Here is a 24,334-nt window from a genome sequence, read left to right as displayed (position 1 = left end):
CCGCATGACACTCTCGACCCTGCGCCCTACTCCGCGCCAGCTGCATGACGCGCCCGAGCCCGCCGAGGACTTCGGCAAACGGCTGGCGGAACTGACCGCCGCACTGGCCGAAACCGCCGAGCAATACGACGTCAGCGCGCAATTCCCCCACGCCAACTTCCAGCTGCTGCACGCTCACGGCCTGCTTGGCCTGACCGTTCCGACCGAACTGGGCGGCGGCGGTGCCGATCTGCCCCGAGCCCGGCAGGTGATCAGCGCGGTGGCCAGAGGAGAGCCGTCGACGGCGCTGATTTTGGTCATGCAATACCTGCAGCATTCACGCCTGCAGGAGAACCGCAACTGGCCAAGCCATCTGCGCGTACAGGTGGCCGAACAGGCCGTGCGTGAGGGCGCGTTGATCAACGCCCTGCGCGTGGAGCCCGATCTGGGAACACCTGCGCGCGGCGGCCTGCCAGGCACCATCGCGCGCCGCACCGCTCAAGGCTGGCGCATCAGCGGCAGCAAGATCTACTCCACAGGCAGCCATGGTCTGACCTGGTTTGCCGTGTGGGCACGCAGCGATGACGATGATCCGCTGGTGGGCAGCTGGCTGGTCCACAAGGACACGCCGGGCATCACCATCATTGAGGACTGGGACCATCTGGGCATGCGCGCGACCAGCAGCCACGAAGTCAGATTCGACAACGTGCTGGTGCCACTCGATCACGCCGTCAGCGTCAGCCCGTGGAGCGCCCCGCAATCCGAACTGGATGGATCGGGCCTGCTGTGGATGTCGGTGCTGCTGTCGTCGGTCTACGACGGCATCGCTCAATCCGCCCGCGACTGGCTGGTGCACTGGCTGGAACAGCGCACGCCCTCCAACCTCGGCGCCGCGCTGTCGACCCTGCCGCGCTTTCAGGAAACCGTCGGGCAGATCGATACCCTGCTGTTCGCCAATCGCAGCCTGCTGCACTCGGCTGCCCACGGGCACACACCTGCCCAGCACGCCGGGCAGATCAAATACCTGGTGACCGGCAACGCCATCCGCGCGGTGGAACTGGCCATCGAGGCCTCGGGAAATCCAGGACTGTCACGCAGCAACCCGTTGCAGCGCCACTACCGCAACGTCCTGTGCGGCCGGGTGCATACCCCACAGAATGACGCGGTGCTGGCGGGCGTGGGCAAGGCGGCGTTTGCGGCACGCAGCAAAGACCAATAAGACGCGTCAGAGCAATGACGGCGGTTCGAACGCCGTCACCGGCGGCAGGTCCTGATCCCATTTGACGATCTCCACCGTTGCCGTCTGCGCTGCACAGCCCTGCGACAGGCTGGAGGCGCCCACATCTTCGGTGATCACATTCGGGTTGCCGTGTTTTTCCAGGCTGCCTCGCTCGCCATGCACCAGCGGATCGAACCAGGCTCCGGTGGCTATCTGCACTACGCCGGGACGAATGCCATCCGACACGATCACCCCGGCCAGAAACGCGCCCCGCTCGTTGAAAACCTTGACCACATCGCCATCGACCAGTCCGCGTGCGCGAGCATCTAGCGGGTTGAGGGTCAGCGGCTCGCGCGCCTGAATTTTCGAGGAGCGACTGTAACTGCCGTGGTCGTACTGGCTGTGCAGACGGGTTTTCGGCTGGTTGGACAGTAGGTGCAGCGCGTGGGTCGGCACAGGCTTCTCCAGCCACACCGGGTGACCGGGACAATCGGCATAGCCAAAGCCTGCAATGCGTTCGGAGAAAATTTCGATGCGTCCGGACGGCGTCGGCAGCGGATGCGCGTCAGGGTCATGGCGAAAGGATTCAAGCAGTACGTTGTCGGTGTGCGGATAGTCTATTTCCAGTACACCGTCACGCCAGAACTGCTCGAAATCCGGCAGGGTGATGCCAAACGTTTCGGCCCGCTGCCGAGACTCGTCATAGATAAAGCGCAGCCATTCCCGGGCATCCCGACCTTCGGTAAACGCCTGGGCCACACCCAGCCGCTCGGCCAGCGCGGCCAGAATCGAGTAGTCGTCACGCGACTCTCCCACGGGCTCGATCGCCTGCTGCATGGCGATCATGAAACGGTCGGAGGCCGAACTGCCAATGTCATTGCGCTCAAGGGCCGTGGTGGCCGGCAGCACGATGTCGGCATAGCGTGCCTGGGCGGTCCAGAACTGCTCGTGGACGATGATGGTTTGCGGCCGCTGCCACGCCTCCAGCAGCCGATTGAGATCCTGATGGTGGTGAAAGATATTGCCACCCGCCCAGTACACCAGGCGAATGTCCGGGTACGTGTGCTGTTGTCCGTTGTAATCGAAGGGTGTGCCGGGATTGAGCAGCATATCCGTGACCCGCGCGACCGGAATGAAGTCCTTGACCGGGTTGCCACCCTGGGAAAAGCGTGGCCCCGAGAACGCCTTGCGGCCACTGCCGGTGTTGTTCATGCAGCCGTAACCCAGGCCAAAACCGGCACCGGGCAAACCGATCTGGCCCAACAGCGCGGCCAGGGTCACCGTCATCCAGAACGGTTGCTCACCGTGCAGCGAACGCTGCAATGAATAGGCGACGTTGATCATGGTGCGCTTGCTGGCCATGCGCCGTGCCAGCTCGACAATCTGCTGCGCAGGAATATCGGTCAGCGCCTCGGCCCAGCGCGGGTCTTTCGGCTGGCCATCAGTGTGGCCCAGCAGATAATCGCGAAAACGCGCATAGCCCAAGGTATAGCGCTGGACGAAATCCTCGTTGTACAACCCTTCGCTGATCAGTACCCAGGACAGCGCCATCATCAACGCCGTGTCGCTGCCGGGACGTACCGCCAGCCACTGGTTATGCGTCGGGCCAACCAGATCGTCACGCAGCGGGCTGACGTTGACGAACTGCACGCCCGCGTCGGACATGCGTTGCAGCGCATCGACCAGCAGATGGTCGCTGGCACCACCGGGGCTGGTCTGCGCATTCTTGGCGGGCAAGCCGCCGAACGCGACGAACAGCTCGCAATGCTCGGCGAGGTTTTTCCAGGAGGTATGTGCCGCCAACAGCCAGTCCATGTTGCCGACGATGTGCGGCATCAGCACCCGCCCGGCACCCAGGCTGTAGCTGTCGGTGCTGAACACATAACCGCCAATGCAGTTGAGGAAGCGATGCAGCTGGCTTTGCGCGTGATGAAAACGCCCCGCGCTGCCCCAGCCGTAGCTACCACCGAAGATCGCCTGATTGCCATGCTCGTGCCGGACTCGCTGCAACTCGCTGGCGACCAGATCCAGGGCGACCTCCCAGGAAACCTCGATGAACGGCTCCTGACCACGCAGATCGGGTCGTCCACCGGCTTGCTGAAGAAAACTGCGGCGTATCGCCGGGCGCGTGATGCGAGTCGGCGAGGTAATGGCGCCGGCAACCGAATCGCCGATCGGAGACGGATCCTTGTCCCATTCTGCTGGCAAAAGTCCGGTCAGCTTGCCGTCCTTGACCTGTGGGCGGTAAGCGCCCCAGTGCAATGATGTGAAACTCATGGTGAAGGCTCCCGGATAGCACAGTGGCAGGCGCTCGGTCAGCGCGCTGCCTGCGCCTGATCGGCCAGCGCTGCACTGAACGACTCGTCAAACACGCTGGCAGCAGGATAACGCTTGGTCAGCCCCGCGTTGTTGAAAAAATCGATGGTTTGCTGCGCACCAGCCACCACTTGCGCAGTGATCGGCACGACTACCACCTGAGCACGGGAAAACCAGCGCCGTGCTACCTCGGCATCGGCCTTGGTCAGCGCGGACCAGGCGTTGGCGTAGCGTTCATTGTGCTGCGGATCACTGACCGACCAGGCGCGGGCGGCCTGCAGGCGCTGCAGGAAATCGCTGATCTGCGCACGCTTGTCCTTGATGGCCTGATCGTTGGCGACGATGAAGCTTTGCGCTGGAATCAGGCCCTCGGCAGTCGCGATAATCCGCGCACCCTGTCGTTCCTGCTGGGTGACGTAGGGTTCCCAGGTGGCAATCGCATCCACCGAACCGCCGTCCAGCGCATGGGAGGAATCCAGTGCGCTGAGGTAGCGATAGTCAACGGCATCGCGTGCGACACCAGCCTTGTCCAGTGCGGTGAGCATCAGTTGCTGGCTGAACGAACCTTTCCAGATGGCGACCTTCTTGCCCGCCAGATCCGCCACGGTCTTGATCGGCGAGTCCTTGCGCACAACGATGGCAACGCCGTCGAGGTTCTGTCGCGACACACCGATGACCTTGATCGGAGCCCCCAGCGCGCCCATGAACAGCGCAGGCGAATCGCCTAGCAAGCCAATATCCAGGCTGCCGACGTTCAAGGCCTCGGCGACCGGCGAGCCTGCAGTGAACTGCTTCCATTCAAGTTCGTAAGGCAAATCTTTGAGCACCCCGGCGGCTTCCATCACGGTGCGGGCGCTGTAGCTCTGATCGCCGACGATCAGATTGGCCGACTGGATATCGAGCGAGGCCACAAGGCTCAGCACCAGCCCCTTCAGCAAGCGTTGGCTCCAGCGGATGAGGGTCGTTGGCACAGGTATGTTCTCCACAGGCATCGGGCAAATCGAAATGATCGGCAACGACCCTAACACCCGGGTAAAAATTAGCTAAATTCATTTTTGTTCTAGCCTAAGATGCAAATTAATCATAAATAGGGTGATCATCAGCTTGCTTCAAGCTTGCGGATCATTCAGCTCAATACCCGATTCCAGACGCTCGCGCAGGAACTCGATGAATGCCTGCACCGGTCGCGAGGCCTGACGGTGTTGCGGATAAACCGCTGACAGCGTCAGTGGCTCGGGACGCAGGTTGTCCAGCACCCGCACCAGGCTGCCGTCGCGCAGCGCGGCACCGACAATAAAGGTCGGCAAATAGGTGATGCCCAAACCGGCAATCGCCGACTCCCTCAGCAGCTCGCCATTATTGGCACGCATGCGCCCGCTGACATTGAGGGTCAACGGCTTGTCCTGCCGTTGGAAACGCCACTGCGCTTGACGGCTGTGGCCATAGGGCAGGCAATCGTGGGCGTGCAGGTCTTCGGGTTTTTGCGGTATGCCGCGCTCGGCCAGGTACACCGGACTGGCGCAGTACACCCGGTCGATCGAGGCAATGCGCCGGGCGATCAGGCTGGAGTCTTCAAGCACGCCGATACGCAGTACCAGGTCGTAACCTTCACTGATCACGTCCACCGGACGATCACTCAGATCGACTTCTACTGCCACGTCGCGATAGCGCTGCAAAAACAGCGGCAGCAGGCAGGCCAGGTGGGTAAAGGCAAACGACAGCGGCGCACTTACGCGCAGGGTGCCGCGCGGTTCGTGGTTTTGCCCGGTGATCCCCTGCTCCACCTGCTCCAGCTCGGCCAGCAGACGCAGGGCCGATTCGTAGTAACTCTGACCCAACGGCGTGACGTCCAGACGTCGCGTCGAACGGTTGAGCAGGCGTACGCCCAGCCGCTCCTCCAGTTGCATCAGACGACGACTGACAAACTGTTTGGACAGGCCCAGCTTGTCGGACGCAGCGGTCAGGCTGCCGGACTCCATCACCTGGCAGAACATCCGCATGTCTTCAAAAGGGTTCATGTGTTGCGACCTGATCAAGCGCTGAATGGCGTTCGGCAGAGCGTAACGTAGCGCGGCCTACTGTCAACCTCAGAGAGACAGTCATTCATATTTCAGCTACTTATTGCGACAGTCGATAAGCCGTACTCTTCTTCCTACGTGATCGATTGCTGAATGTGCAGCGTCGATAGATGGAGAAAGAATCATGCTGACTCTTCGCAAAGCCTCTGATCGTGGTGCAGCCGACCATGGCTGGTTGAAATCCTTTCACACCTTTTCCTTTGCCGGCTACCGTAACCCGCAGGAACAGGGCTTTTCCGACCTGCTGGTGATCAACGACGACCGCGTCAGTGCCGGCAAAGGTTTCGGCCAGCACCCGCATCGGGACATGGAGATTTTTTCCTACGTGTTGGAAGGCGCGCTGGAGCACAAGGATACGCTGGGCACCGGCTCGGTGATCCGTCCCGGCGACGTGCAGTTGATGAGCGCGGGCACCGGCGTGGCACATAGCGAGTTCAACCACTCGCACATCGAGGGTGTGCATTTTCTGCAGATCTGGATCGTGCCAAATGTTGCAGGCGCGACGCCCAACTACCAGGAGAAGCATTTCAGCCCCGAGCAGAAACGCGGTCGCCTGCAGTTGATCATCTCGCCAGAAGGCGAGAACGGCGCGCTCAAGGTGCGCCAGGACGCTCGCGTGTATGCCGGCCTGTTCGATGGCGATGAAACCGCGACCCTGGAGCTGGCAGCCAACCGCTATGCCTATGTGCACGTTGCCCGTGGCAGTGTGATGCTTAATGGCGAGCAACTGGGTGAAGGGGATGGCGTGCGTGTACGCGACGAACAGACTCTGAGCCTGAGCGTAGGGGTTGACGCAGAGGTGTTGGTGTTCGACATGCGGCCAAATGAATTGCCGCAGATGCCCAGAGCCTGAGATGAAAAAACGCCGCCTTTAAAGCGGCGTTCTTTTACATGACGTTAAAACATCTGACGTTAAAACGCACAAACAAAAACGCCGCTCTGTTGAGCGGCATTTTTGTGAATTTGGAGCGGGAAACGAGACTCGAACTCGCGACCCCGACCTTGGCAAGGTCGTGCTCTACCAACTGAGCTATTCCCGCAATATGGCGTCCCCTAGGGGACTCGAACCCCTGTTACCGCCGTGAAAGGGCGGTGTCCTAGGCCACTAGACGAAGGGGACACTGCCTGAAACACAATGGTGTGTGTTTCAGTTCCAGACATCATCCGAAGACGTGTTCTGGTTTCACTCAACCCTGCCCTGAGGCAAAGCTGCTTAAAATTGGAGCGGGAAACGAGACTCGAACTCGCGACCCCGACCTTGGCAAGGTCGTGCTCTACCAACTGAGCTATTCCCGCAATGGCGTCCCCTAGGGGACTCGAACCCCTGTTACCGCCGTGAAAGGGCGGTGTCCTAGGCCACTAGACGAAGGGGACACACGTACAACATTCACTACTTATTTGCGCTACGCTGTGTGCTTTACGCTGTAAGTGGCGCGCATTCTATGGATGGATTGAGGGGTCGTCAACCCCCATGTGAAAATTTATTGAAATCAATAACTTCGCTGCCGTTCGGACGCTGACCGACTGTCGCCGGGCGCCCGACTGACGAATCTCTCCTAATCTATATAGAAGAGATGCCGACAAACTCCGAGAGGGACATCTATGCGCAGTAGTGCTTAGCCACTACACTCGCACTAAAACTAATTGAACAAATGAGGTTTGCACAGTGACTCCACTCATGATCACGCTGATGGTAGTAGCAGGTATCGCACTGCTCATCGCGATCGGCTACCTGAATCACGTCGCTGAAAACGGCAAACTGGAAAAGGCTCGTACCAAGGTCGAACTCGGGGATCGCCTGCGTCGCTGCAGCGAGATCACCGAAGTATTCCCGGGCCAGTTGATGTCCCCCGCCTTGAAGCTGTTGCTGACACGACTGGAGCTGAACGTCGTGCAGCGCATGCTGAACATGGAGAAAGGCAACGCTCAGCTCAAGCATCGCATCGGCGAACTGGAACAGCAGATTGCCAAAGGCGAAGGCATCGATATACCCAACCCGGTCACACCGATCCAGACCGAAGCCAAGGCCAAGGACGTGCGCTTTCTGCTGGAAGCCCTGCACGGTCAGGTGACTCGCGCTGCGCATGACGGTTTTCTGCAGACCAGCGAGGCGAAACACTGGATCCGTGAAATCCGTACGATTCTGGTCAATCTGCACATCGAATTCTTCAACAACCTTGGCCAGACCGCACTTTCGCAGGATCAACCGGGTCAGGCACGTCTGGCATTCGAACGCGGCGTACAGTATTTGCGCAACCAGCCGGACCCGGTCACTTATCAGCAGCAACTGCTGGCGATGGAAAAACAACTGGCCCGTGCCAATTCGGTGGTGTTGACCAATACCGCACCGACCGAAGACGACGACAACGCACTGACCGAAGGCCTGAAGCAGGACGACACCGAATCGGAATGGAAAAAGAAAGTCATCTACGATTGATGACCGACCCGCCGCTGCCGGAATTGTGCTCCGGGCAGCGGCAGGCTAACTGGCTCAGCAGTCTGTCGATGCCAGGAAGATAGCCGCAAGACGCTCAATCCCTGCCTGATCCTCTTCGTTGAAACGCCCCACACTTGGACTGTCCAGGTCCAGCACCCCGATCAGACGCCCCTCCTTGATCAATGGCACCACCAACTCGCTGTTCGATGCGCTGTCGCAGGCAATGTGTCCGGGAAACTCGTGGACGTCCTGAACGCGCTGGGTTTGCCGACTCTGCGCGGCCGCCCCGCAAACGCCGCGGCCGAAAGGAATGCGTACGCAGGCGATCTGCCCTTGAAACGGCCCCAGCACCAGTTCTTCATTGCGATTGAGGTAAAAGCCCGCCCAGTTCAGATCGTCGAGCTGGGTATAGAGAAACGCCGAAAACTGCGCCGCATTGGCGATGAAATCGCGCTCGTCGGCCAGCAGTGCTTGCAGCTGGGCAGTCAGCAGGCCGTAGCCGTCCAGGCCCGCCCCGGTGTTTTGCAAATCAATCATGTGTGTTGCTCCAACAATTCAAGTCCTACCCAGTAACGTGCAAATTGATAGGCACAGCGGCCATTGCGATTGCCGCGCGCGGTTGCCCAGCGAATCGCGGCTTTCTCCAGATTTTCGTCGCGCTGCCACTGCAATCCGGCTTTTTGCGCCAATTGCGTGATCCAGTGCTCGACCACGTTCAGATAATGTTCCTGAGTGAACGGATAGAACGACAGCCATAGTCCGAACCGGTCAGACAAGGCGATCTTGTCTTCGACGGCCTCACTGGGATGCAGTTCGCCGTCAACGTGCTTCCAGTCGACGTTGTCACTTTCCTTCTCGGGCACCAGGTGACGACGATTGGAGGTCGCATACAGCAGCACGTTGTCCGGCGCCTGCTCCAGCGAGCCATCAAGCACACTTTTGAGCACGCGATAATCGCCCTCGCCCGACTCGAACGACAGGTCATCGCAGAACAGCACAAAGCGCTGCGGCAGCTTGTGCAGTTGCTCGACCACACGCGGCAAGTCGCCCAGGTGATCGCGTTCGATCTCGATCAGACGCAGACCGGCCGGGGCGTACTCGGCCAGCAGAGCGCGTATCAAGGACGACTTGCCAGTGCCGCGCGAACCCCACAGCAAGGCATGGTTGGCAGGCAGCCCGTCGATGAACTGACGAGTATTGCGGCCCAGCTGATCGCGCTGCAGGTCGACGCCGATCAGATCGGTCAGGCGTGTATCCAGGCTCACTTGCAGCGGCATCAGATAACCGTTGCGGCCTTCTTGCACCCAGCGCGCGGCCAGTGCCTGCGACCAGTCGACCGGCTCGCGCAGCGCTGGCAGCAACGGCTCCAGTCGGGCCAGCACGGCGTCGGCGCGCTGCAGAAAAGCATCCAACCGAGAATCCACGGGATCTCCTTATATTTAACTGATTAGTCAGCAGTGCCGATCAGCTATGCTTGGCCGGCACCGGGCACCAGAAGTGGCAGTACTCATGGATATATCGCTCAAAAACAGGCTGTCGTTCAAGCAGGCGCGCCTGGCTGTATCGATCGGCTTCGTGCTGGGGACCTTGCTGAGCCTGTTCCAGATTGCGATCGATTATGCCAGCGAAGACGCTTCCATCAATCGTGAAATCAAGTCTCTGCTGGAAATCATCCAGAACCCGGCGTCGCGCATCGCCTACAACATTGACTCCGAGCTGGCCCAGGAACTCACACTCGGCCTGCTGCGCTCACCTGCCGTGGTCAGCGCCAGGCTTACCGACAACAACGACGCTGTGCTCTCCAGCGTCGAGCGCCCCATGGCCACCGGGCGTTATCGGGTGTTCAGCGACTGGCTGTTCGGCGAAAGCCGGCAGTTTCAGGAAAAACTGCACCTCAATCATCTGCCCAATGAAACCATCGGCACGCTGTACCTGACCGTGGACACCTTCGCGTTCGGCAGCCATTTTCTGCAACGCGCTGAAATCACCCTGCTCAACGGCTTCGTCCGCAGCCTGGCGCTGGCCGGCATTCTGACCATTCTGTTTTACGCGACCCTGACCAAGCCTCTGGTGAGGGTGATCCGCGAGCTGAGCAGTCGCGATCCGCGCAACCCTGACCAGGGCAAAATAACCTGCCCGCCCTACCATGCCCAGGATGAAATCGGCGTACTGGTCGAGACGTTCAACCGTCAGTTTGAAAGCATGAGCAGCGAGTTTTCCAGACGACGCGCAGCCGAGGACCGGCTGACCGACCACCTCAACGAACTGGAAAACATCGTCTCGGCACGCACCAACGAGCTCAAGGCCAGCAACCTGCGCCTGCGCGAGTCCAATGAGGAACTGCAGATAGCACGCAGTACGGCGCTGGACATGGCTCATGCACGCTCGGCGTTTCTGGCACACATGAGCCACGAGATTCGGACACCGCTCAACGGCCTGCTGGGCATGCTGGCGCTGTCGCTGGACAGCCCGCTGAGTGCCGAACAGCGCCAGCAACTGATGATCGCCCACGACTCCGGTAAGGTGCTGGTCGAGCTGCTCAACGATATTCTCGACATGTCCAAGTTCGATGCCGGTCACCTGGAGATCGAGCGCATTCCTTTTGACCTGGGGATGTTGATCGAGGACACCGCCAATCTGCTGTCGCAGAATGCAGCGCCCAGCGTGGAACTGACGTGCCTGATCGCACCGGACTTTCCGGCCATGGTCACCGGCGACCCGACCCGAGTGCGACAGATCGTCAGCAACCTGCTGTCCAACGCCTTGAAGTTCACCCGTTTCGGGCGTGTGGATGTGCGTCTGACTCATCATCGGGACGCCGGCTCCGGTGAAAACCGGGTGCGCATCGAAGTCCGCGATACCGGCATCGGAATTGCGCAGGACGCACAGACCCGAATCTTCCAGCCGTTCACCCAGGCTGAAACCGCCATCACCCGTCAGTACGGCGGCACCGGACTGGGCCTGGCACTGACCAACAACCTCTGCGAGGCCATGAATGGCACGCTGAGCATCCAGTCGCAGTCCGGTTTCGGCAGCCAGTTCTGCGCCGAACTGCCGCTGCCGGTGCACGTGCCCGCGGTCACCCAGACCCCGCTCAAGGGCCGGGTGACCGTGGTCAGTTCGGCAGGCAGCGGCCTGGTGGAACTGCTTGGCAGTCTGCTGCCGTTCTGGGGCGTCGATCTGAAACGACGCAGCATCGACGATCGCCCGGAAACAGTGGACCTCGACAGCAGCCCGGATCTGGTCATTACCGACTGTCCCGAATGCCTGTTTGCGATTCGCCCCACGACGCCCGTGCCGATCCTGCTGGTGACCGCCTATGGCAACTTCATGCCCGGCGAACAGGTTGCCGCCCTGGCCCCGCTGCAACAGCAGGCCCGGCCACTGGCGCGCAACGCGCTTTACCACACGCTGCGGCGCATATTGGGTCAGGAAGAAACCGGCCTCAAGGATACACAGACGCTCGAGCACAGCGCACCACGTCTGGCGCGGGTGTTACTGGTGGAGGATAACCCGGTCAATCAACTGGTCGCCAAGGGCATCCTCGGCAAACTGGGTTGCGAAGTGATCATCAGCAGCCATGGCGGCGAAGCCCTGGAACAACTGGAGCAAGGCCATTTCGACCTGGTATTGATGGACTGCAACATGCCGGTCATGGACGGCTATGAGGCCAGCCGCCAGATCCGCAGCAGTGGCCGCTGGCCGAATCTGCCGATCGTTGCCCTTACCGCCAACGCCATGCCCGATGAACGCGAGCGCTGCAAGGCGGCGGGCATGAATGACTATCTGGCCAAGCCGTTCCGGCGCGCCGAGCTGATCAGCATTCTGGATCAGTGGATACCCATCACCGGTATCGATTGAGGCTTAGCGCAACAGCGCTTCGATTTCGCCCGTCAGTTCCTCGGGCTTGGTCAATGGCGCAAAACGCTTGACCAACCGGCCATCCTTGCCAATCAGGAACTTGGTGAAATTCCACTTGATGCGCTCCGTACCCAACAATCCCGGAGCCTGCTGCTTGAGCTGCACGAACAGCGGATGGGCCTGCTCGCCGTTCACATCGATCTTTCTGAACAACGGGAAGCTGACGCCGTAGTTGAGCTCGCAAAACCCGGAAATCGCCCCCTCGTCGCCTGGCTCCTGCTTGCCGAACTGGTTGCAGGGAAAACCCAGCACCACCAAGCCCTGATCCCGGTAGTCCTGCCAGAGCTTCTCCAGCCCCTTGTATTGAGGAGTAAAGCCACACTTGCTGGCGGTATTGACCACCAGCAAGGCCTTGCCGGAGAAATCGGCGAGGGTTTTCTGTTCGCCCTTGATCGTCGTGACCGGGATGCTCAGCAGGTTTTCAATTATCAAAGGAGGCCTCGATACTTGTATTGGAACAGAGCGGTGGTTGAATTTGCACAGAGCCCAGGATCTGCACAGGGCCTAAGCGCGCGGCACCAGATCCAGGCAGACCGAATTAATGCAATAACGCAGCCCGGTGGGTGGCGGTCCATCCGGGAACACGTGGCCCAGGTGCGCATCGCACTTGGCGCAGACCACTTCGGTACGAATCATGCCGTGGCTCATGTCGCGAACCTCGACCACCGCGCTGCCCTCAAGCGGCGCATAGAAGCTGGGCCAGCCGCAGCCTGAATCAAACTTGGTCTTGGAATCGAACAGCGGCTCATTGCAGCAGATGCAGTGATAGACGCCCTCTGTCTTTGTTTCGTTGTACTTACCGGAAAACGGCCGTTCGGTGCCTTTCAGACGGCAGACGTTGTACTGCTCCGGGTCGAGCATCTGTTTCCACTCTTCCAGCGTTTTCTGCAACTTGTCCACAGGTACACCTCCGAATTCGAAAAACCCTGATCTGTACCTTTTCCGCAGATCAGGTGGCACGTATCATTGCGCCAGGTCAGACGTCAGTCTGGCACCCGCGTTTGTCGTACACAAACCCATTTTCATGGCGAATGTAGCGACCTTCATTGCAAGCCGGCGACAGCTCGTCCATTTTCGGGATCATCACCATGCAGTTCAACAAATCGAACAAGCTCGCAAACGTCTGCTATGACATTCGCGGGCCGGTGCTCAAGCACGCCAAACGCCTGGAAGAGGAAGGCCATCGCATCCTCAAGCTGAACATCGGCAACCCGGCACCGTTTGGTTTCGAGGCGCCGGACGAAATCCTGCAGGATGTGATCCGCAACTTGCCGACTGCGCAGGGCTACAGCGACTCCAAGGGCCTGTTCAGCGCCCGCAAGGCGGTGATGCAGTATTACCAGCAGAAGCAGGTCGAAGGCGTCGGCATCGAAGACATCTACCTGGGCAACGGCGTGTCCGAGCTGATCGTGATGTCCATGCAGGCGCTGCTCAACAATGGCGACGAAGTGCTGGTTCCGGCCCCCGACTACCCACTGTGGACTGCTGCCGTCGCCTTGTCCGGTGGCAGCCCGGTGCATTATCTGTGCGACGAGCAGGCCAACTGGTGGCCGGATCTTGAAGACATCAAGGCCAAGATCACCCCGAACACCAAGGCCATGGTCATCATCAACCCGAACAACCCGACCGGTGCGGTGTACTCGCGCGAAGTATTGCTGGGCATGCTGGAGCTGGCTCGCCAGCATAATCTGGTGGTGTTCTCCGACGAAATCTACGACAAGATCCTGTATGACGACGCTGTGCACATCTGCACCGCCTCGCTGGCACCGGACCTGCTGTGCCTGACCTTCAACGGCCTGTCCAAGTCGTATCGGGTCGCAGGCTTCCGCTCCGGCTGGATCGCCATTTCCGGGCCGAAACACAATGCGCAGAGCTATATCGAAGGCATCGACATTCTGGCCAACATGCGCCTGTGTGCCAACGTACCGAGTCAGCACGCCATCCAGACCGCGCTGGGCGGCTATCAGAGCATCAACGACCTGATTCTTCCTCCTGGTCGTCTGCTGGAACAGCGCAACCGCACCTGGGAGCTGCTCAACGACATTCCCGGTGTCAGCTGCGTGAAGCCGATGGGCGCGCTGTACGCGTTCCCGCGCATCGACCCGAAGGTCTGCCCGATCCTCAACGACGAGAAGTTCGTCCTCGATCTGCTGCTTTCCGAAAAGCTGCTGGTGGTCCAGGGCACAGCGTTCAACTGGCCGTACCCTGATCACTTCCGCGTCGTGACCCTGCCGCGCGTCGATGAACTGGAGCAGGCCATTGGCCGCATCGGTAATTTCCTGAAGGGTTATCGCCAGTAAACAGTCACCGCCCTCTCGCCTGACCTCTCTGCCCCGACCCGCTCGGGGCAGTTTATTTCTGCCTGCCCGAAACAGCGTGAATGCCCTGCCGCAAACGCTTCAGGCATCGACCACTCTGGCTCAGGCGCCGTTCAGCCTTGCGGGATTACCATTGATTACGACAAGAGGACACAGTTTGAAATAGTCCCTCTGTTGAATAGCAGCAAGCATCACCTTATATACCCGGCATCGAGTTACATATTTACCTGAGGAGAACGTTTCGACCATGATGCGCATTTTGCTGTTTTTGGCCACTAACCTTGCGGTCGTGCTGATTGCCAGCATCACCCTGAGCCTTTTTGGCTTCAATGGGTTCATGGCGGCCAACGGGGTTGATCTGAACCTCAATCAGCTGCTGGTTTTCTGCGCTGTGTTCGGTTTCGCGGGCTCGCTGTTCTCGCTATTCATCTCCAAGTGGATGGCGAAGATGAGCACCGGTACTCAGATCATCAGTCAGCCTCGCACTCGCCATGAGCAATGGTTGCTGCAGACCGTCGAACAACTGTCCCGCGACGCGGGCATCAAGATGCCGGAGGTTGGTATTTTCCCGGCGTACGAAGCCAACGCGTTCGCCACGGGCTGGAACAAGAACGATGCCTTGGTTGCGGTCAGCCAGGGCCTGCTCGAGCGATTTTCGCCGGATGAGGTGAAAGCCGTACTGGCGCACGAGATCGGCCACGTTGCCAACGGTGACATGGTGACGCTGGCGCTGGTACAGGGTGTAGTGAACACCTTCGTGATGTTCTTCGCCCGCATCATCGGCAACTTTGTCGACAAGGTGATCTTCAAGACTGAAAACGGTCAGGGCATCGCTTACTACATCACGACGATCTTCGCCGAGCTGGTACTGGGCTTTCTGGCCAGCGCCATCGTCATGTGGTTCTCGCGCAAACGCGAATTCCGCGCTGACGATGCCGGTGCACGACTGGCGGGTACGGGCGCAATGATCGGCGCGCTGCAACGCCTGCGTTCCGAACAGGGCGTACCGGTGAACATGCCCGACAGTCTGACCGCCTTCGGCATCAACGCCGGCCTCAAGAAGGGACTCGCCGGCCTGTTCATGAGCCACCCGCCGCTGGAGCAACGCATCGAGGCTTTGCGCCGCCGCGGTTGAATCACATGATCGTCCCCACGCTCCGCGTGAGACGCTGGTTTTTCTTTGTCAGGTGAAATGAGGTCCGACTCAGGTCACCTTTTCGCCCCTCGGCGACCTACTTTGATGGGGCCAAAGTAGGCAAAGCCCGCAGCTCCGTTTCCGGCCCGACTTCGTCGGGTTCATTCGCCCTGTCACTGATCCGGGGGGCGGGAGGCTTGCGTTCTTAAAGTTACAGGCGCTCCAACACATACACGTGTTCATCCATACGCTCCAATCCGGCCTTCACCCCCTTGGGGCTGCTGTGCAGCGTATCCTGCCCGCCCACCTTCTTGATCTTCCAGCTCCTTGGCATGACGCTCTGCAACCATGTGTATGGCACGGAGAATGGCGGGCCTTCGAGCAGGTTCTGATCGTATTCCAGGGTGATCAGCAAACCGCTGCATGCCTGCGGCATCAGCGCTTCAAGCTGCTGCACGTAACGTTCGCGCATATCCGCTGGCAAGGCGATCAGTGCAGCGCGGTCGTAAAACGCCGCGCAACGACCGATATCGCGCGCAGTCAGCGCGAAGAAATCACCGCACCAGATTTCAATGCCGGGCGCTGCGTAGACCTTGAAGTCGCCCTGCAAGGTGATGTGCGGCTGCTCACCACGCTCGGTGAAATAGCTCTCCACTGCAGCCTCGGACAGCTCGGAGCCCACTACGTAGTACCCCTGCCGCATCAGCCAGCCCATGTCCTGGCTCTTTCCGCATAACGGCACCAGAACCCGCGCCCCTGGCGCGACCTGCAGCAATGGCCAGGATTGTCGCAGGTCGTGATTGACCTCCGACTGATGAAAGCCGATCTGTCCGGCGCTCCAGCGCTGCAGCCAAAAATCCGCCTGCATGAAACCTCCTGAAAATCCGATAAAAAAGCGCCAGAACTTATATTAGATTTAGATCATAAAAATGACCGACTATGAGTCATCCCTCTATTCTGGAGCTTTAAATGTTCCCCAGCCTGTTTATTTCCCACGGCTCCCCCATGCTGGCGCTGGAGCCCGGCGAAAGCGGCCCTGCCTTGAAGCGGTTGGCTGCCAGCCTGCCCCGGCCTCGCGCCATCGTGATGGTGTCTGCCCATTGGGAAAGCCACGAACTGATCGTCAACGGCAACCCACAACCCGAGACATGGCATGATTTCGGCGGTTTTCCAGCCGAATTGTTCGCAGTGCAGTACCCGGCGCAAGGGCTGCCGGAACTGACGCGCACGGTGGTTGAACTGCTTGCCGCCAGCGACCTGCCTGCACGCATCGACAGCAGACGCCCTTTCGACCACGGCGTCTGGGTGCCGTTGTCGCTGATGTACCCGGACGCGGATATTCCGGTGGTGCAGGTTTCGCTGCCCAGCCGCCACGGGCCGGAATTGCAGACCCGCGTGGGCCGGGCACTGGCCAGTTTGCGCGAACAGGGTGTGCTGATCATCGGTTCAGGCAGCATCACGCATAACCTGCGTGACCTTGACTGGAACGCCGGCCCTGAGAGTATCGAGCCTTGGGCCGCCGCGTTTCGTGACTGGATGATCGACAAGCTGCAAGACGACGATGAAGCCGCACTGCACCACTACCGCAGCCTCGCTCCTCATGCAGCCCGGGCGCACCCGAGTGACGAACACTTGCTGCCGCTGTATTTCGCACGCGGCGCTGGCGGTGTCTTCGGCATTGCCTATCAAGGCTTCACCATGGGCGCGCTCGGGATGGATATCTACCGGTTCGGGTGAAGCCAGTAGCGCCAACTTGCCCGAATCCAAAGCAAAAAAATCCCCGAACCAGTCGGGGATTTTTTATGGGCCGATCAGCTCAGGAGCAGATCAGTCTTCGCGATAGCGACGCAGCTTGAGCTGCTTGCCAGCAACGCGGGTGTCCTTGAGCTTGGTCAGCAGACGCTCAAGACCATCTTCCGGCAGTTCGACCAGGCTGAAGCTGTCACGAACCTGGATACGGCCGATCGCTTCGCGGGCCAGGCCGCCTTCGTTGAGGATGGCACCCAGCAGGTTCTTGGCAGCGATACCATCACGCGCACCCAGCGCGGTACGGCAACGAGCACGGCCTTCAGCCAATGGAACCGGCGCACGACGCTCACGCTCAGGACGATCACCACGGTCGCTGCTGCGCTCTGGACGATCACCGCGCGGGGCGTTGTTCGGAACCAGTGGACGCTCGCGCTCGATGGCTGCCAGGGTCAGTGCCTGACCGTTGGTAGCCTTGCGCAGCAGTGCAGCGGCAAGAGCGCGAGGGCTGCAGCCGATGTCGGCAGTCAGACGATCGAGCAGATCACCGTGAGTCGATTCGGCATCGGCAACCAGCGGCGACAGGCTGTTGGTCAGTTTCTTGATGCGCGCATCCAGAACGGCCTGGGCATCCGGCAGGCGGACTTCCGCAACCTTCTGACCGGTAACACGCTCGATCACTTGCAGCATGCGGCGCTCACGAGGCGTCACCAGCAGCAGTGCGCGACCTTCGCGACCGGCACGACCGGTACGGCCGATACGGTGAACGTAGGACTCTGGGTCGTAAGGCATGTCCACGTTGAATACGTGGGTGATACGCGGAACGTCAAGACCACGGGCAGCAACGTCAGTCGCCACAACGATGTCCAGACGGCCATCCTTGAGGGATTCGATAACGCGCTCGCGCTGGTTCTGGGCGATGTCGCCGTTCAGTGCGGCAGCCTTGTAGCCTTTGGCTTCAAGGGCACTGGCCAGATCCAGGGTCGCCTGCTTGGTGCGGACGAACATGATCAGGGCGTCGAAGTCTTCGACTTCCAGCAGGCTGAGTACGGCCGAGGTCTTCTGGTCAGCGTGAACCAGCAGGTGAGCCTGCTCGATCGCGGTGACAGTCTGGGTCTTGGTCTGGATCTTGACGTGCTTCGGATCGCGCAGATGGCGTTCGGCGATGGCACGGATCGACTGTGGCAGCGTGGCCGAGAACAGTACGGTCTGGCGGGTTTCAGGCATGGCCTTGAAGATGACTTCGAGGTCGTCCATGAAGCCCAGCTTGAGCATTTCGTCCGCTTCGTCGAGAACCAGATGGTTCACGGTCGCCAGGACTTTCTCGTCACGACGCAGGTGGTCGCAGAGACGGCCCGGGGTAGCGACGACGATCTGTGCGCCATTACGGATAGCCTTGAGCTGAGGGCCCATAGGCGCGCCGCCGTAGACCGCTACAACGGTTACGCCCGGCATTTGTTTTGCGTAGGTCTCGAACGCGGTGGCAACCTGAAGTGCCAGTTCGCGGGTCGGGGCCAGGATCAGTGCTTGCGGCTCGCGCTTGCTCGGGTCGATACGATGCAGGATAGGCAGTGCGAACGCGGCGGTTTTACCCGTACCGGTCTGCGCCTGACCAATCATGTCGTGACCGGCGAGAATAATCGGGATCGATTGCTGCTGAATGGCCGAAGGCTCTTCGTAGCCAGTGGCGACGACTGCTGCAACGATATTTGGATGAAGTTCGAGAGCGGCGAAGCCGCCGATTTCCTGGGTCATGGGTCTGCCTCTAGTGCATCCGCAAAGACCCATGCTTCAAAGCTGCGCGTGCCGTGTACGACCTTGAGGTCACCCTGGCTGCTTTGTCGGCGGGGATTTGCGAAAACGTTTGATGAATGGATCGTCCAGGCTAGTCCGTTGTGCGAACAAGCAACCGAAGCTGGCTTCGGGGAACTGCAATACCTTGACGAGGGCCGTGTTAAGGCCGGCGCGCACTATACCGGAAATACGCACCTTAGTGAGTCTTTTTTTACGAAACGTTGCGCCATTTTTGAGCGGCGGCAGGCCCTGAGTGCGGGCAGAAGGCCGTCTGATCAGGGCGCGGGCCCGGGATTGCGGGCATTGCCGCTTAAACGTTTAATCTATTCCTGCGTATGACTGGTATCACGGCCTTCGAGGTGTGGCGAATTGTCCCACCCTGTTTTCAGCACAATCGACTCACCTGTCGTCAGCTCAGGTCGCGGGACGAATAGCCCCGATCAGCGATGCCAGCGAGTAACCCAGATCCGGTGCAAGTGCCTCGGCTCGCCCGCGTAACGCGTCGATATCCAGCGTCTGATCCAGGTCGGCCGGCACGAGCAGGATGACATTGCCCTCCTTCACCGGCAGCTCCCAATAGTGACGGTGATACAGGCCACGCAACAGCGCCGCGCCCAGCGGCTTGCCGTCGTCGGTGGCCCACTGATTGATGATCAGCCAGCCGCCCGGATTCAGCCGCTGCTGACAGCTCTGCAGGAAATTCCAGGCCAGGTGCCCGACGCCCGGACCGACATCGGTGTAAAGGTCGACAAAGATCAGGTCGGCAGGCTCGGCGCTGTCCAGCAGGTCCAGCGCATCACCGATGCGGATATACAGACGCGGATCGTCATCGAGCCCCATGAACTCCATGGCCAGACGCGGCACATCCGGGCGCAGCTCGATGACTTCCACGTCCTCGAGTGGCAGGAACTTCATGCAGGCCTGGGTCAGCGTGCCGGCTCCCAGCCCCAGAAACAGCGCGCTTTCCGGCGCGTCATGACACAGCGCGCCGATCAGCATCGCTCGGGTGTAGTCGTACTCCAGCCAGCTCGGATCGGCTGTAAAGGTGCAGCTTTGCTCGATGGCATCGCCAAACTCCAGAAAGCGATAGTCCTCCACTTCCAGCACGCGAATCATGCCGAAGTCGTCGTGGACCTCGGCCAGGATCCGCTCTACGCGCTCACGCTCTTCCGTCATCACCGTTCCTGGTTGTCTGCGCTGAGCGCAAAATACGAATTGTCGGGCAAGCGCTCGGCTTTGTCACACGTTGTGGCGTGCGGCGCCGCTCGAATGGTCCGCACCAGACTGGCAGAGCAACGACGAACTGCTAACATGCCGATCCGATTGCACAACTCTAGAGCCAATAATGAGCCAACCCTGGAGCCCCGACAGCTGGCGGGCACTGCCGATTCAGCAGCAACCTCACTACCCTGATGCCGAGCACCTGCACAGGGTCGAACAGACGCTGGCCAGTTATCCGCCGCTGGTGTTCGCCGGCGAAGCACGTGAGTTGCGCCGTCAGTTTGCCGAAGTGACCCAAGGGCGTGCGTTCTTGCTGCAGGGCGGCGACTGCGCGGAAAGCTTCATGGAGTTTTCCGCCGCCAAGATTCGCGATACGTTCAAGGTCCTGCTGCAGATGGCAATCGTGATGACGTTTGCCGCCGGCTGCCCGGTGGTGAAAGTCGGCCGCATGGCCGGGCAATTTGCCAAGCCACGCTCGGCCAACGATGAAATCATCGATGGCGTAACGCTCCCGGCGTACCGCGGCGATATCGTCAACGGCATCGGGTTCGACGAGAAGAGCCGCGTGCCGGACCCCGAGCGCCTGCTGCAGGCCTATAACCAGTCCACCGCCACTCTGAACCTGCTGCGTGCTTTCGCTCAGGGCGGGTTCGCCGATCTGCATCAAGTCCACAAATGGAACCTGGACTTCATCGCCAACTCGGCGCTGGCCGAAAAGTACAGCCAGCTTGCCGGGCGTATCGATGAAACCCTGGCGTTCATGCGCGCCTGCGGCATGGACAGCTCGCCGCAATTGCGCGAAACCAGCTTCTTCACCGCCCACGAAGCGCTGCTGCTCAATTACGAAGAAGCTTTCGTACGACGCGACAGCCTGACTAACGATTACTACGATTGCTCGGCGCACATGCTGTGGATCGGCGACCGTACCCGCCAGCTGGATGGCGCGCATGTCGAGTTCCTGCGCGGGGTCAACAACCCGATCGGCGTCAAGGTCGGCCCGAGCATGAACACCGACGACCTGATTCGCCTGATCGATATCCTCAACCCGGATAACGACCCGGGACGCCTGAACCTGATCGCGCGCATGGGCGCCAACAAGGTAGGTGATCACTTGCCACAACTGATCCGCGCCGTCGAGCGCGAAGGCCGCAAGGTGCTGTGGAGCTCTGACCCTATGCACGGCAACACGATCAAGGCAAGCAGCGGCTACAAGACCCGCGATTTCGCGCAGATCCTTGGCGAAGTGAAGCAGTTCTTTCAGGTGCACCAGGCCGAGGGCACTTACGCGGGCGGCATCCATATCGAAATGACCGGACAGAACGTCACCGAATGCATCGGTGGTGCCCGCCCGATCACTGAAGACGGCCTTTCGGATCGCTATCACACTCATTGCGACCCGCGCATGAACGCCGATCAGTCACTGGAACTGGCCTTCCTGATTGCCGAGACCCTCAAGCAGGTCAGGCGCTAAACCGGAAAAACTGCCCGCTCAGCGCTTGAGCGGGTCGTCCCAGAATGGGCGCTCGGCTTCCTGCTGAATGTCGGCACGGCTCAAGCCAAGGTCCTTAAGTGTTCCGTCACTCATCTGTGCCAGCAAGTGGCGCTGCCGATGCAGCTCCAGCCAGCGCTGCAGATGACACCTCAGCGCTGTGAACAGCGTGCCCGACTGCGAACACCCATCAGCCTCTTCCATCAATACGCATTGTTTCTGACCTTTCATCACCTAGCCCTCCGTGTGGGATGACTGAAGTCTCGCGCCGGGCGTAGGATCAATCCAACGAATGTTCCTTATGCGTTCCATCTGGGAGATTGATGTATTGGCCACCTACCCGAGCATTGACACCGAACTGCTGCGCACCTTCGTGGCCATTGCCGATCACGGCGGCTTTACCCGCGCAGGCGAAGCCGTCAATCGCACGCAGTCGGCGGTCAGCATGCAGATGAAGCGTCTGGAGGAAGATGTCGTGCAGCGCCCACTGTTTCAGCGTGAAGGCCGGGTGCTGAACCTGACTGCAGAGGGTCAGGTACTGCTCGGCTATGCGCGGCGGATCCTCAAGCTGCATAGCGAGGTATTCAATACCTTGCGCGAGCCGCACATGATCGGCGTAGTAAAAATCGGCTCGCCGGACGACTACGTGATGCGCTTTTTGCCCGGCATTCTGGCGCAGTTCGCGCAGGCCTATCCGCTGGTTCAGGTGGAAGTGCATTGCGAGCCATCGGACCTTCTGCTGCAACGTCACGACCTTGATCTGACCATTGTCACGCGCAAGCCCGGCACCGAGATCGGCACACTATTGCGTCAGGAACGCCTGATGTGGATGGAGGCCATCGGCTTTGCCCCGCATGAGCAAACGCCCATGCCGCTGGCGATGTTCAACACACACTGCTTCTGTCGTGACTGGGCCTGCAATGCGCTGGACAGCGTGGGGCGCGATTACCGCATCGCCTACAGCAGCTCAAGCATGGCGGCGATCACCGCAGTGGTCAGTGCGGGACTGGCTGTCACCGCACAGTTCCAGAGTCTGGCCACAGCGGACTTGCGCATCCTCGGCGAGGCGGAACAATTGCCACAGTTGCCGACCGCCAGCATCGTCTTGCTGCGCAACCCTGAAACCCCCTCGCCCATTACCGAATGCATGGCCGATTACATCATCGCCGGCTTCAAACCTTGAGCGCGAGAATGACCGCACAGAGCACCAGAAACACGCAGAACATCAAGCGCAGGGTTCGCTCAGGCAACGAATGCGCCAGCTTCACGCCCCAGCTGATGCTGGCCAGGCCGCCGATGGCCAGCGGAATACCCATCGACCAGTTGACGTGATCGTGCAGTGCGTAAGTGACCAGCGTGATACCGGTGCTCGGCGCCGCCAGGGATAGCGCCAGCCCCTGGGCCACGACCTGGCTCGTGCCGAAAAAACTGGTAAGGATCGGCGTTGCCACTACACCGCCGCCGACCCCAAACAGACCACCCGTCACGCCGGATCCGACGCCCAGCAGCCATAGCCACTTTTCATGACGCAACCCGGCAGCAGCCTGCTTGCTGCGCCAATACATCTGCGCGACATTGAACACGGTGAGCACCACCAGAAAGCCGACAAAGCCCAGGCGCATAGCTTGCGGGTCGACGCGGACCGCGAGCAGCGAGGTCAGCCAGGCAAAAATGAAACTGGGGATGATCAGCATCAGCGCATTACGCAACAGAATCCGGTTGCGCTGGTTGTAACGCCACAAGGCAAGCAGCACATTGGGCAGGACCATCAACAACGCGGTCCCTTGAGCGAGTTGCTGATCAAGACCGAACAGCACCCCGAGGGCGGGAATTGCCACAAGACCACCACCGATACCGAACAACCCTCCCAGGGTGCCCATCGCTGCACCCAGCAACACAAACATCACAATTTCAATCACACTGCGTCCCCACCCGGTCAATGGCCAAATGCTACGCAGTCCTGCTCTGGACCGACACCCGATGACGCGGTTTTTTTCGCGCATCACGCACGATGCCAGCGCTTTGAGCGCGCATGAACGAAATTATCTGGCGCATTAAAGAGTGCAACACTAAGTTAAACTCATTCGACTGAGTTTGAGGACCTGATATGAGTGCCGACGAAAGCCCGACCCGCTCCGCACCTGCCGATTGCGATTCGCTGCTGCTGGATAACCAATTGTGTTTCGCTCTGTATTCCACCTCGTTGATGATGACCAAGGTTTACAAGCCGCTGTTGCAGGCGCTCGGGCTGACCTATCCGCAGTACCTGGCGATGATGGTGCTGTGGGAACGGGACGGGCTTACCGTGGGAGACGTCAGCACCCGCCTGCTCACCGATCCTGGCTCATTGACGCCTCTGCTCAAACGCCTTGAAGGTGAGGGCTTCATCAGCCGTACGCGCAGCAAGGAAGACGAGCGGGTGGTGTTGCTTCACCTGACCGCACAGGGCCGCGAATTGCAGCAAAAGGCCTTGACCGTACCTGGCTGTGTTCTCTCGTCGAGCGGACTGACCATGGAAAAGCTTCGCGACCTGCAAGCCCAGTTGCTGGAGCTGCGCGAGCATCTGCACCATAGCCTCTAGGACAAGCCCTCCCCCAAGTCCGGCAGACCTGTCCTCGTCATGCACGACCTACCGTGCGTGAGGCCTGGCAGGCTTTCCAGAGCGGTGGCCCTGCCCGCCA

22 protein-coding genes and 4 tRNA genes are annotated in these 24,334 nt (G+C 60.1%); 10 read left to right on the top strand and 16 right to left on the bottom strand.

The features are described 5' to 3' along the window. Window positions 1-4: 4 nt before the first annotated feature. On the top strand, window positions 5-1,198 hold the full coding sequence (locus tag JOE33_RS21645; protein WP_010429300.1) for an acyl-CoA dehydrogenase family protein: 1,194 nt from the start codon (window positions 5-7) through the stop codon (window positions 1,196-1,198). Between the two features lie 6 nt (window positions 1,199-1,204). Here JOE33_RS21645 and JOE33_RS21640 read toward each other — a convergent pair whose 3' ends face one another. The 3 genes from JOE33_RS21640 to JOE33_RS21630 form a co-directional block, all read right to left on the bottom strand. After that, window positions 1,205-3,475 (bottom strand): molybdopterin guanine dinucleotide-containing S/N-oxide reductase, encoded by a 2,271-nt coding sequence (locus tag JOE33_RS21640; RefSeq protein WP_187625739.1) that lies wholly within the window; start codon window positions 3,473-3,475, stop codon window positions 1,205-1,207. A gap of 38 nt (window positions 3,476-3,513) precedes the next feature. After that, a complete protein-coding gene (locus JOE33_RS21635) occupies window positions 3,514-4,506 on the bottom strand; it encodes an ABC transporter substrate-binding protein (protein ID WP_186005910.1) in 993 nt (330 codons plus the stop codon). A 117-nt stretch (window positions 4,507-4,623) separates the two neighbouring features. Beyond that, on the bottom strand, window positions 4,624-5,532 hold the full coding sequence (locus JOE33_RS21630) for a LysR family transcriptional regulator (protein WP_187625740.1): 909 nt from the start codon (window positions 5,530-5,532) through the stop codon (window positions 4,624-4,626). A 184-nt stretch (window positions 5,533-5,716) separates the two neighbouring features. Here JOE33_RS21630 and JOE33_RS21625 point away from each other — a divergent pair, with 184 nt between their 5' ends. After that, window positions 5,717-6,445 carry a pirin family protein gene (locus tag JOE33_RS21625; protein ID WP_187625741.1) on the top strand — a complete coding sequence of 243 codons (729 nt, stop codon included), beginning with the start codon at window positions 5,717-5,719 and terminating at the stop codon, window positions 6,443-6,445. A 111-nt stretch (window positions 6,446-6,556) separates the two neighbouring features. Here JOE33_RS21625 and JOE33_RS21620 read toward each other — a convergent pair. The 4 genes from JOE33_RS21620 to JOE33_RS21605 all read right to left on the bottom strand — a co-directional run bounded on the left by JOE33_RS21620 (window position 6,557) and on the right by JOE33_RS21605 (window position 6,966). Continuing rightward, window positions 6,557-6,632 (bottom strand) — tRNA-Gly (locus JOE33_RS21620). Between the two features lie 4 nt (window positions 6,633-6,636). Next, window positions 6,637-6,712, bottom strand: a tRNA-Glu gene (locus tag JOE33_RS21615). A gap of 100 nt (window positions 6,713-6,812) precedes the next feature. Continuing rightward, window positions 6,813-6,888: transfer RNA gene (locus JOE33_RS21610), tRNA-Gly, on the bottom strand. A gap of 2 nt (window positions 6,889-6,890) precedes the next feature. Then, window positions 6,891-6,966 (bottom strand) — tRNA-Glu (locus JOE33_RS21605). Window positions 6,967-7,270: 304 nt separating this feature from the next. Here JOE33_RS21605 and JOE33_RS21600 point away from each other — a divergent pair. Then, a complete protein-coding gene (locus JOE33_RS21600) occupies window positions 7,271-8,029 on the top strand; it encodes a hypothetical protein (RefSeq protein ID WP_054081671.1) in 759 nt (252 codons plus the stop codon). Between the two features lie 54 nt (window positions 8,030-8,083). Here the strand turns inward: JOE33_RS21600 and JOE33_RS21595 are convergent, their stop codons facing one another. Both JOE33_RS21595 and JOE33_RS21590 read right to left on the bottom strand, forming a co-directional pair. Next, window positions 8,084-8,566: a GAF domain-containing protein gene (locus tag JOE33_RS21595; RefSeq protein WP_010436370.1), complete on the bottom strand. Its 483-nt coding sequence runs from the start codon at window positions 8,564-8,566 to the stop codon at window positions 8,084-8,086. Then, window positions 8,563-9,453, bottom strand: a complete 891-nt coding sequence (locus JOE33_RS21590) for an ATP-binding protein (RefSeq protein ID WP_010436373.1) — start codon at window positions 9,451-9,453, stop codon at window positions 8,563-8,565. Before JOE33_RS21590 ends, JOE33_RS21595 begins: the two co-directional genes overlap by 4 nt. An 85-nt stretch (window positions 9,454-9,538) precedes the next feature. Between JOE33_RS21590 and JOE33_RS21585 the strand changes: the two genes are divergently transcribed. Then, complete coding sequence (locus JOE33_RS21585; protein ID WP_010436375.1) at window positions 9,539-11,890, top strand: ATP-binding protein; 2,352 nt, start codon at window positions 9,539-9,541, stop codon at window positions 11,888-11,890. Between the two features lie 3 nt (window positions 11,891-11,893). On the opposite strand, the gene JOE33_RS21580 is transcribed toward JOE33_RS21585, so the two are convergent. Together JOE33_RS21580 and msrB are read right to left on the bottom strand one after the other, a co-directional pair. Next, window positions 11,894-12,379, bottom strand: coding sequence for a glutathione peroxidase (locus JOE33_RS21580; RefSeq protein WP_122695015.1), 486 nt, complete (start codon window positions 12,377-12,379; stop codon window positions 11,894-11,896). Between the two features lie 75 nt (window positions 12,380-12,454). Next, window positions 12,455-12,850, bottom strand: coding sequence for a peptide-methionine (R)-S-oxide reductase MsrB (gene msrB / locus JOE33_RS21575; RefSeq protein WP_122694966.1), 396 nt, complete (start codon window positions 12,848-12,850; stop codon window positions 12,455-12,457). A 188-nt stretch (window positions 12,851-13,038) separates the two neighbouring features. On the opposite strand from msrB, the gene JOE33_RS21570 reads away from it, so the two are divergent. Both JOE33_RS21570 and htpX read left to right on the top strand, forming a co-directional pair. Beyond that, window positions 13,039-14,250 carry a pyridoxal phosphate-dependent aminotransferase gene (locus JOE33_RS21570; protein WP_003314686.1) on the top strand — a complete coding sequence of 404 codons (1,212 nt, stop codon included), beginning with the start codon at window positions 13,039-13,041 and terminating at the stop codon, window positions 14,248-14,250. 265 nt (window positions 14,251-14,515) lie between these two features. Next, the gene (gene htpX / locus JOE33_RS21565) at window positions 14,516-15,403 is read left to right on the top strand and encodes a protease HtpX (RefSeq protein WP_003369784.1); all 888 of its coding nucleotides are present in this window, start codon (window positions 14,516-14,518) and stop codon (window positions 15,401-15,403) included. Window positions 15,404-15,614: 211 nt separating this feature from the next. Here the strand turns inward: htpX and JOE33_RS21560 are convergent, their stop codons facing one another. Then, on the bottom strand, window positions 15,615-16,271 hold the full coding sequence (locus tag JOE33_RS21560; protein ID WP_032612173.1) for a thiopurine S-methyltransferase: 657 nt from the start codon (window positions 16,269-16,271) through the stop codon (window positions 15,615-15,617). A gap of 101 nt (window positions 16,272-16,372) precedes the next feature. Here JOE33_RS21560 and JOE33_RS21555 point away from each other — a divergent pair, with 101 nt between their 5' ends. After that, window positions 16,373-17,140, top strand: a complete 768-nt coding sequence (locus tag JOE33_RS21555; RefSeq protein WP_187625742.1) for a class III extradiol ring-cleavage dioxygenase — start codon at window positions 16,373-16,375, stop codon at window positions 17,138-17,140. 90 nt (window positions 17,141-17,230) lie between these two features. On the opposite strand, the gene JOE33_RS21550 is transcribed toward JOE33_RS21555, so the two are convergent. Next, on the bottom strand, window positions 17,231-18,937 hold the full coding sequence (locus JOE33_RS21550) for a DEAD/DEAH box helicase (RefSeq protein ID WP_172452258.1): 1,707 nt from the start codon (window positions 18,935-18,937) through the stop codon (window positions 17,231-17,233). A gap of 420 nt (window positions 18,938-19,357) precedes the next feature. Continuing rightward, complete coding sequence (locus JOE33_RS21540) at window positions 19,358-20,119, bottom strand: spermidine synthase (protein WP_010433691.1); 762 nt, start codon at window positions 20,117-20,119, stop codon at window positions 19,358-19,360. 169 nt (window positions 20,120-20,288) lie between these two features. Here JOE33_RS21540 and JOE33_RS21535 point away from each other — a divergent pair, with 169 nt between their 5' ends. Continuing rightward, entirely contained in the window at window positions 20,289-21,635 is a 1,347-nt protein-coding gene (locus JOE33_RS21535; RefSeq protein WP_003418074.1) for a 3-deoxy-7-phosphoheptulonate synthase class II, read from the top strand. A gap of 18 nt (window positions 21,636-21,653) precedes the next feature. On the opposite strand, the gene JOE33_RS21530 is transcribed toward JOE33_RS21535, so the two are convergent. After that, window positions 21,654-21,884, bottom strand: coding sequence for a DUF1127 domain-containing protein (locus JOE33_RS21530; protein ID WP_162235662.1), 231 nt, complete (start codon window positions 21,882-21,884; stop codon window positions 21,654-21,656). 97 nt (window positions 21,885-21,981) lie between these two features. Here JOE33_RS21530 and JOE33_RS21525 point away from each other — a divergent pair, with 97 nt between their 5' ends. Further along, window positions 21,982-22,836 (top strand): LysR family transcriptional regulator, encoded by an 855-nt coding sequence (locus JOE33_RS21525; RefSeq protein ID WP_010433683.1) that lies wholly within the window; start codon window positions 21,982-21,984, stop codon window positions 22,834-22,836. Here the strand turns inward: JOE33_RS21525 and JOE33_RS21520 are convergent. Next, window positions 22,826-23,572 carry a sulfite exporter TauE/SafE family protein gene (locus tag JOE33_RS21520; protein ID WP_054993559.1) on the bottom strand — a complete coding sequence of 249 codons (747 nt, stop codon included), beginning with the start codon at window positions 23,570-23,572 and terminating at the stop codon, window positions 22,826-22,828. The two genes, JOE33_RS21525 and JOE33_RS21520, sit on opposite strands and share 11 nt — an antisense overlap. Window positions 23,573-23,760: 188 nt before the next feature. Here JOE33_RS21520 and JOE33_RS21515 point away from each other — a divergent pair, with 188 nt between their 5' ends. Continuing rightward, window positions 23,761-24,234 (top strand): MarR family transcriptional regulator, encoded by a 474-nt coding sequence (locus tag JOE33_RS21515; protein ID WP_010433678.1) that lies wholly within the window; start codon window positions 23,761-23,763, stop codon window positions 24,232-24,234. Window positions 24,235-24,334: the final 100 nt, after the last annotated feature.

The organism is Pseudomonas sp. PvP027 (assembly GCF_017833005.1).
GTDB classification, from domain to species: domain Bacteria; phylum Pseudomonadota; class Gammaproteobacteria; order Pseudomonadales; family Pseudomonadaceae; genus Aquipseudomonas; species Aquipseudomonas congelans.
This window is presented reverse-complemented; position numbering and strand designations above follow the sequence as displayed.

Coding starts and splice junctions, on each gene's coding strand:
- JOE33_RS21540 (WP_010433691.1), bottom strand. CDS start 20,119: ATGACGGAAGAGCGTGAGCGCGTAGAGCGGATCCTGGCCGAGGTCCAC.
- JOE33_RS21530 (WP_162235662.1), bottom strand. CDS start 21,884: ATGAAAGGTCAGAAACAATGCGTATTGATGGAAGAGGCTGATGGGTGT.
- JOE33_RS21630 (WP_187625740.1), bottom strand. CDS start 5,532: ATGAACCCTTTTGAAGACATGCGGATGTTCTGCCAGGTGATGGAGTCC.
- JOE33_RS21640 (WP_187625739.1), bottom strand. CDS start 3,475: ATGAGTTTCACATCATTGCACTGGGGCGCTTACCGCCCACAGGTCAAG.
- JOE33_RS21560 (WP_032612173.1), bottom strand. CDS start 16,271: ATGCAGGCGGATTTTTGGCTGCAGCGCTGGAGCGCCGGACAGATCGGC.
- JOE33_RS21535 (WP_003418074.1), top strand. CDS start 20,289: ATGAGCCAACCCTGGAGCCCCGACAGCTGGCGGGCACTGCCGATTCAG.
- JOE33_RS21625 (WP_187625741.1), top strand. CDS start 5,717: ATGCTGACTCTTCGCAAAGCCTCTGATCGTGGTGCAGCCGACCATGGC.
- JOE33_RS21515 (WP_010433678.1), top strand. CDS start 23,761: ATGAGTGCCGACGAAAGCCCGACCCGCTCCGCACCTGCCGATTGCGAT.
- JOE33_RS21595 (WP_010436370.1), bottom strand. CDS start 8,566: ATGATTGATTTGCAAAACACCGGGGCGGGCCTGGACGGCTACGGCCTG.
- htpX (WP_003369784.1), top strand. CDS start 14,516: ATGATGCGCATTTTGCTGTTTTTGGCCACTAACCTTGCGGTCGTGCTG.
- JOE33_RS21555 (WP_187625742.1), top strand. CDS start 16,373: ATGTTCCCCAGCCTGTTTATTTCCCACGGCTCCCCCATGCTGGCGCTG.
- JOE33_RS21550 (WP_172452258.1), bottom strand. CDS start 18,937: ATGGGTCTTTGCGGATGCACTAGAGGCAGACCCATGACCCAGGAAATC.
- JOE33_RS21635 (WP_186005910.1), bottom strand. CDS start 4,506: ATGCCTGTGGAGAACATACCTGTGCCAACGACCCTCATCCGCTGGAGC.
- JOE33_RS21570 (WP_003314686.1), top strand. CDS start 13,039: ATGCAGTTCAACAAATCGAACAAGCTCGCAAACGTCTGCTATGACATT.
- JOE33_RS21600 (WP_054081671.1), top strand. CDS start 7,271: ATGATCACGCTGATGGTAGTAGCAGGTATCGCACTGCTCATCGCGATC.
- JOE33_RS21645 (WP_010429300.1), top strand. CDS start 5: ATGACACTCTCGACCCTGCGCCCTACTCCGCGCCAGCTGCATGACGCG.
- JOE33_RS21585 (WP_010436375.1), top strand. CDS start 9,539: ATGGATATATCGCTCAAAAACAGGCTGTCGTTCAAGCAGGCGCGCCTG.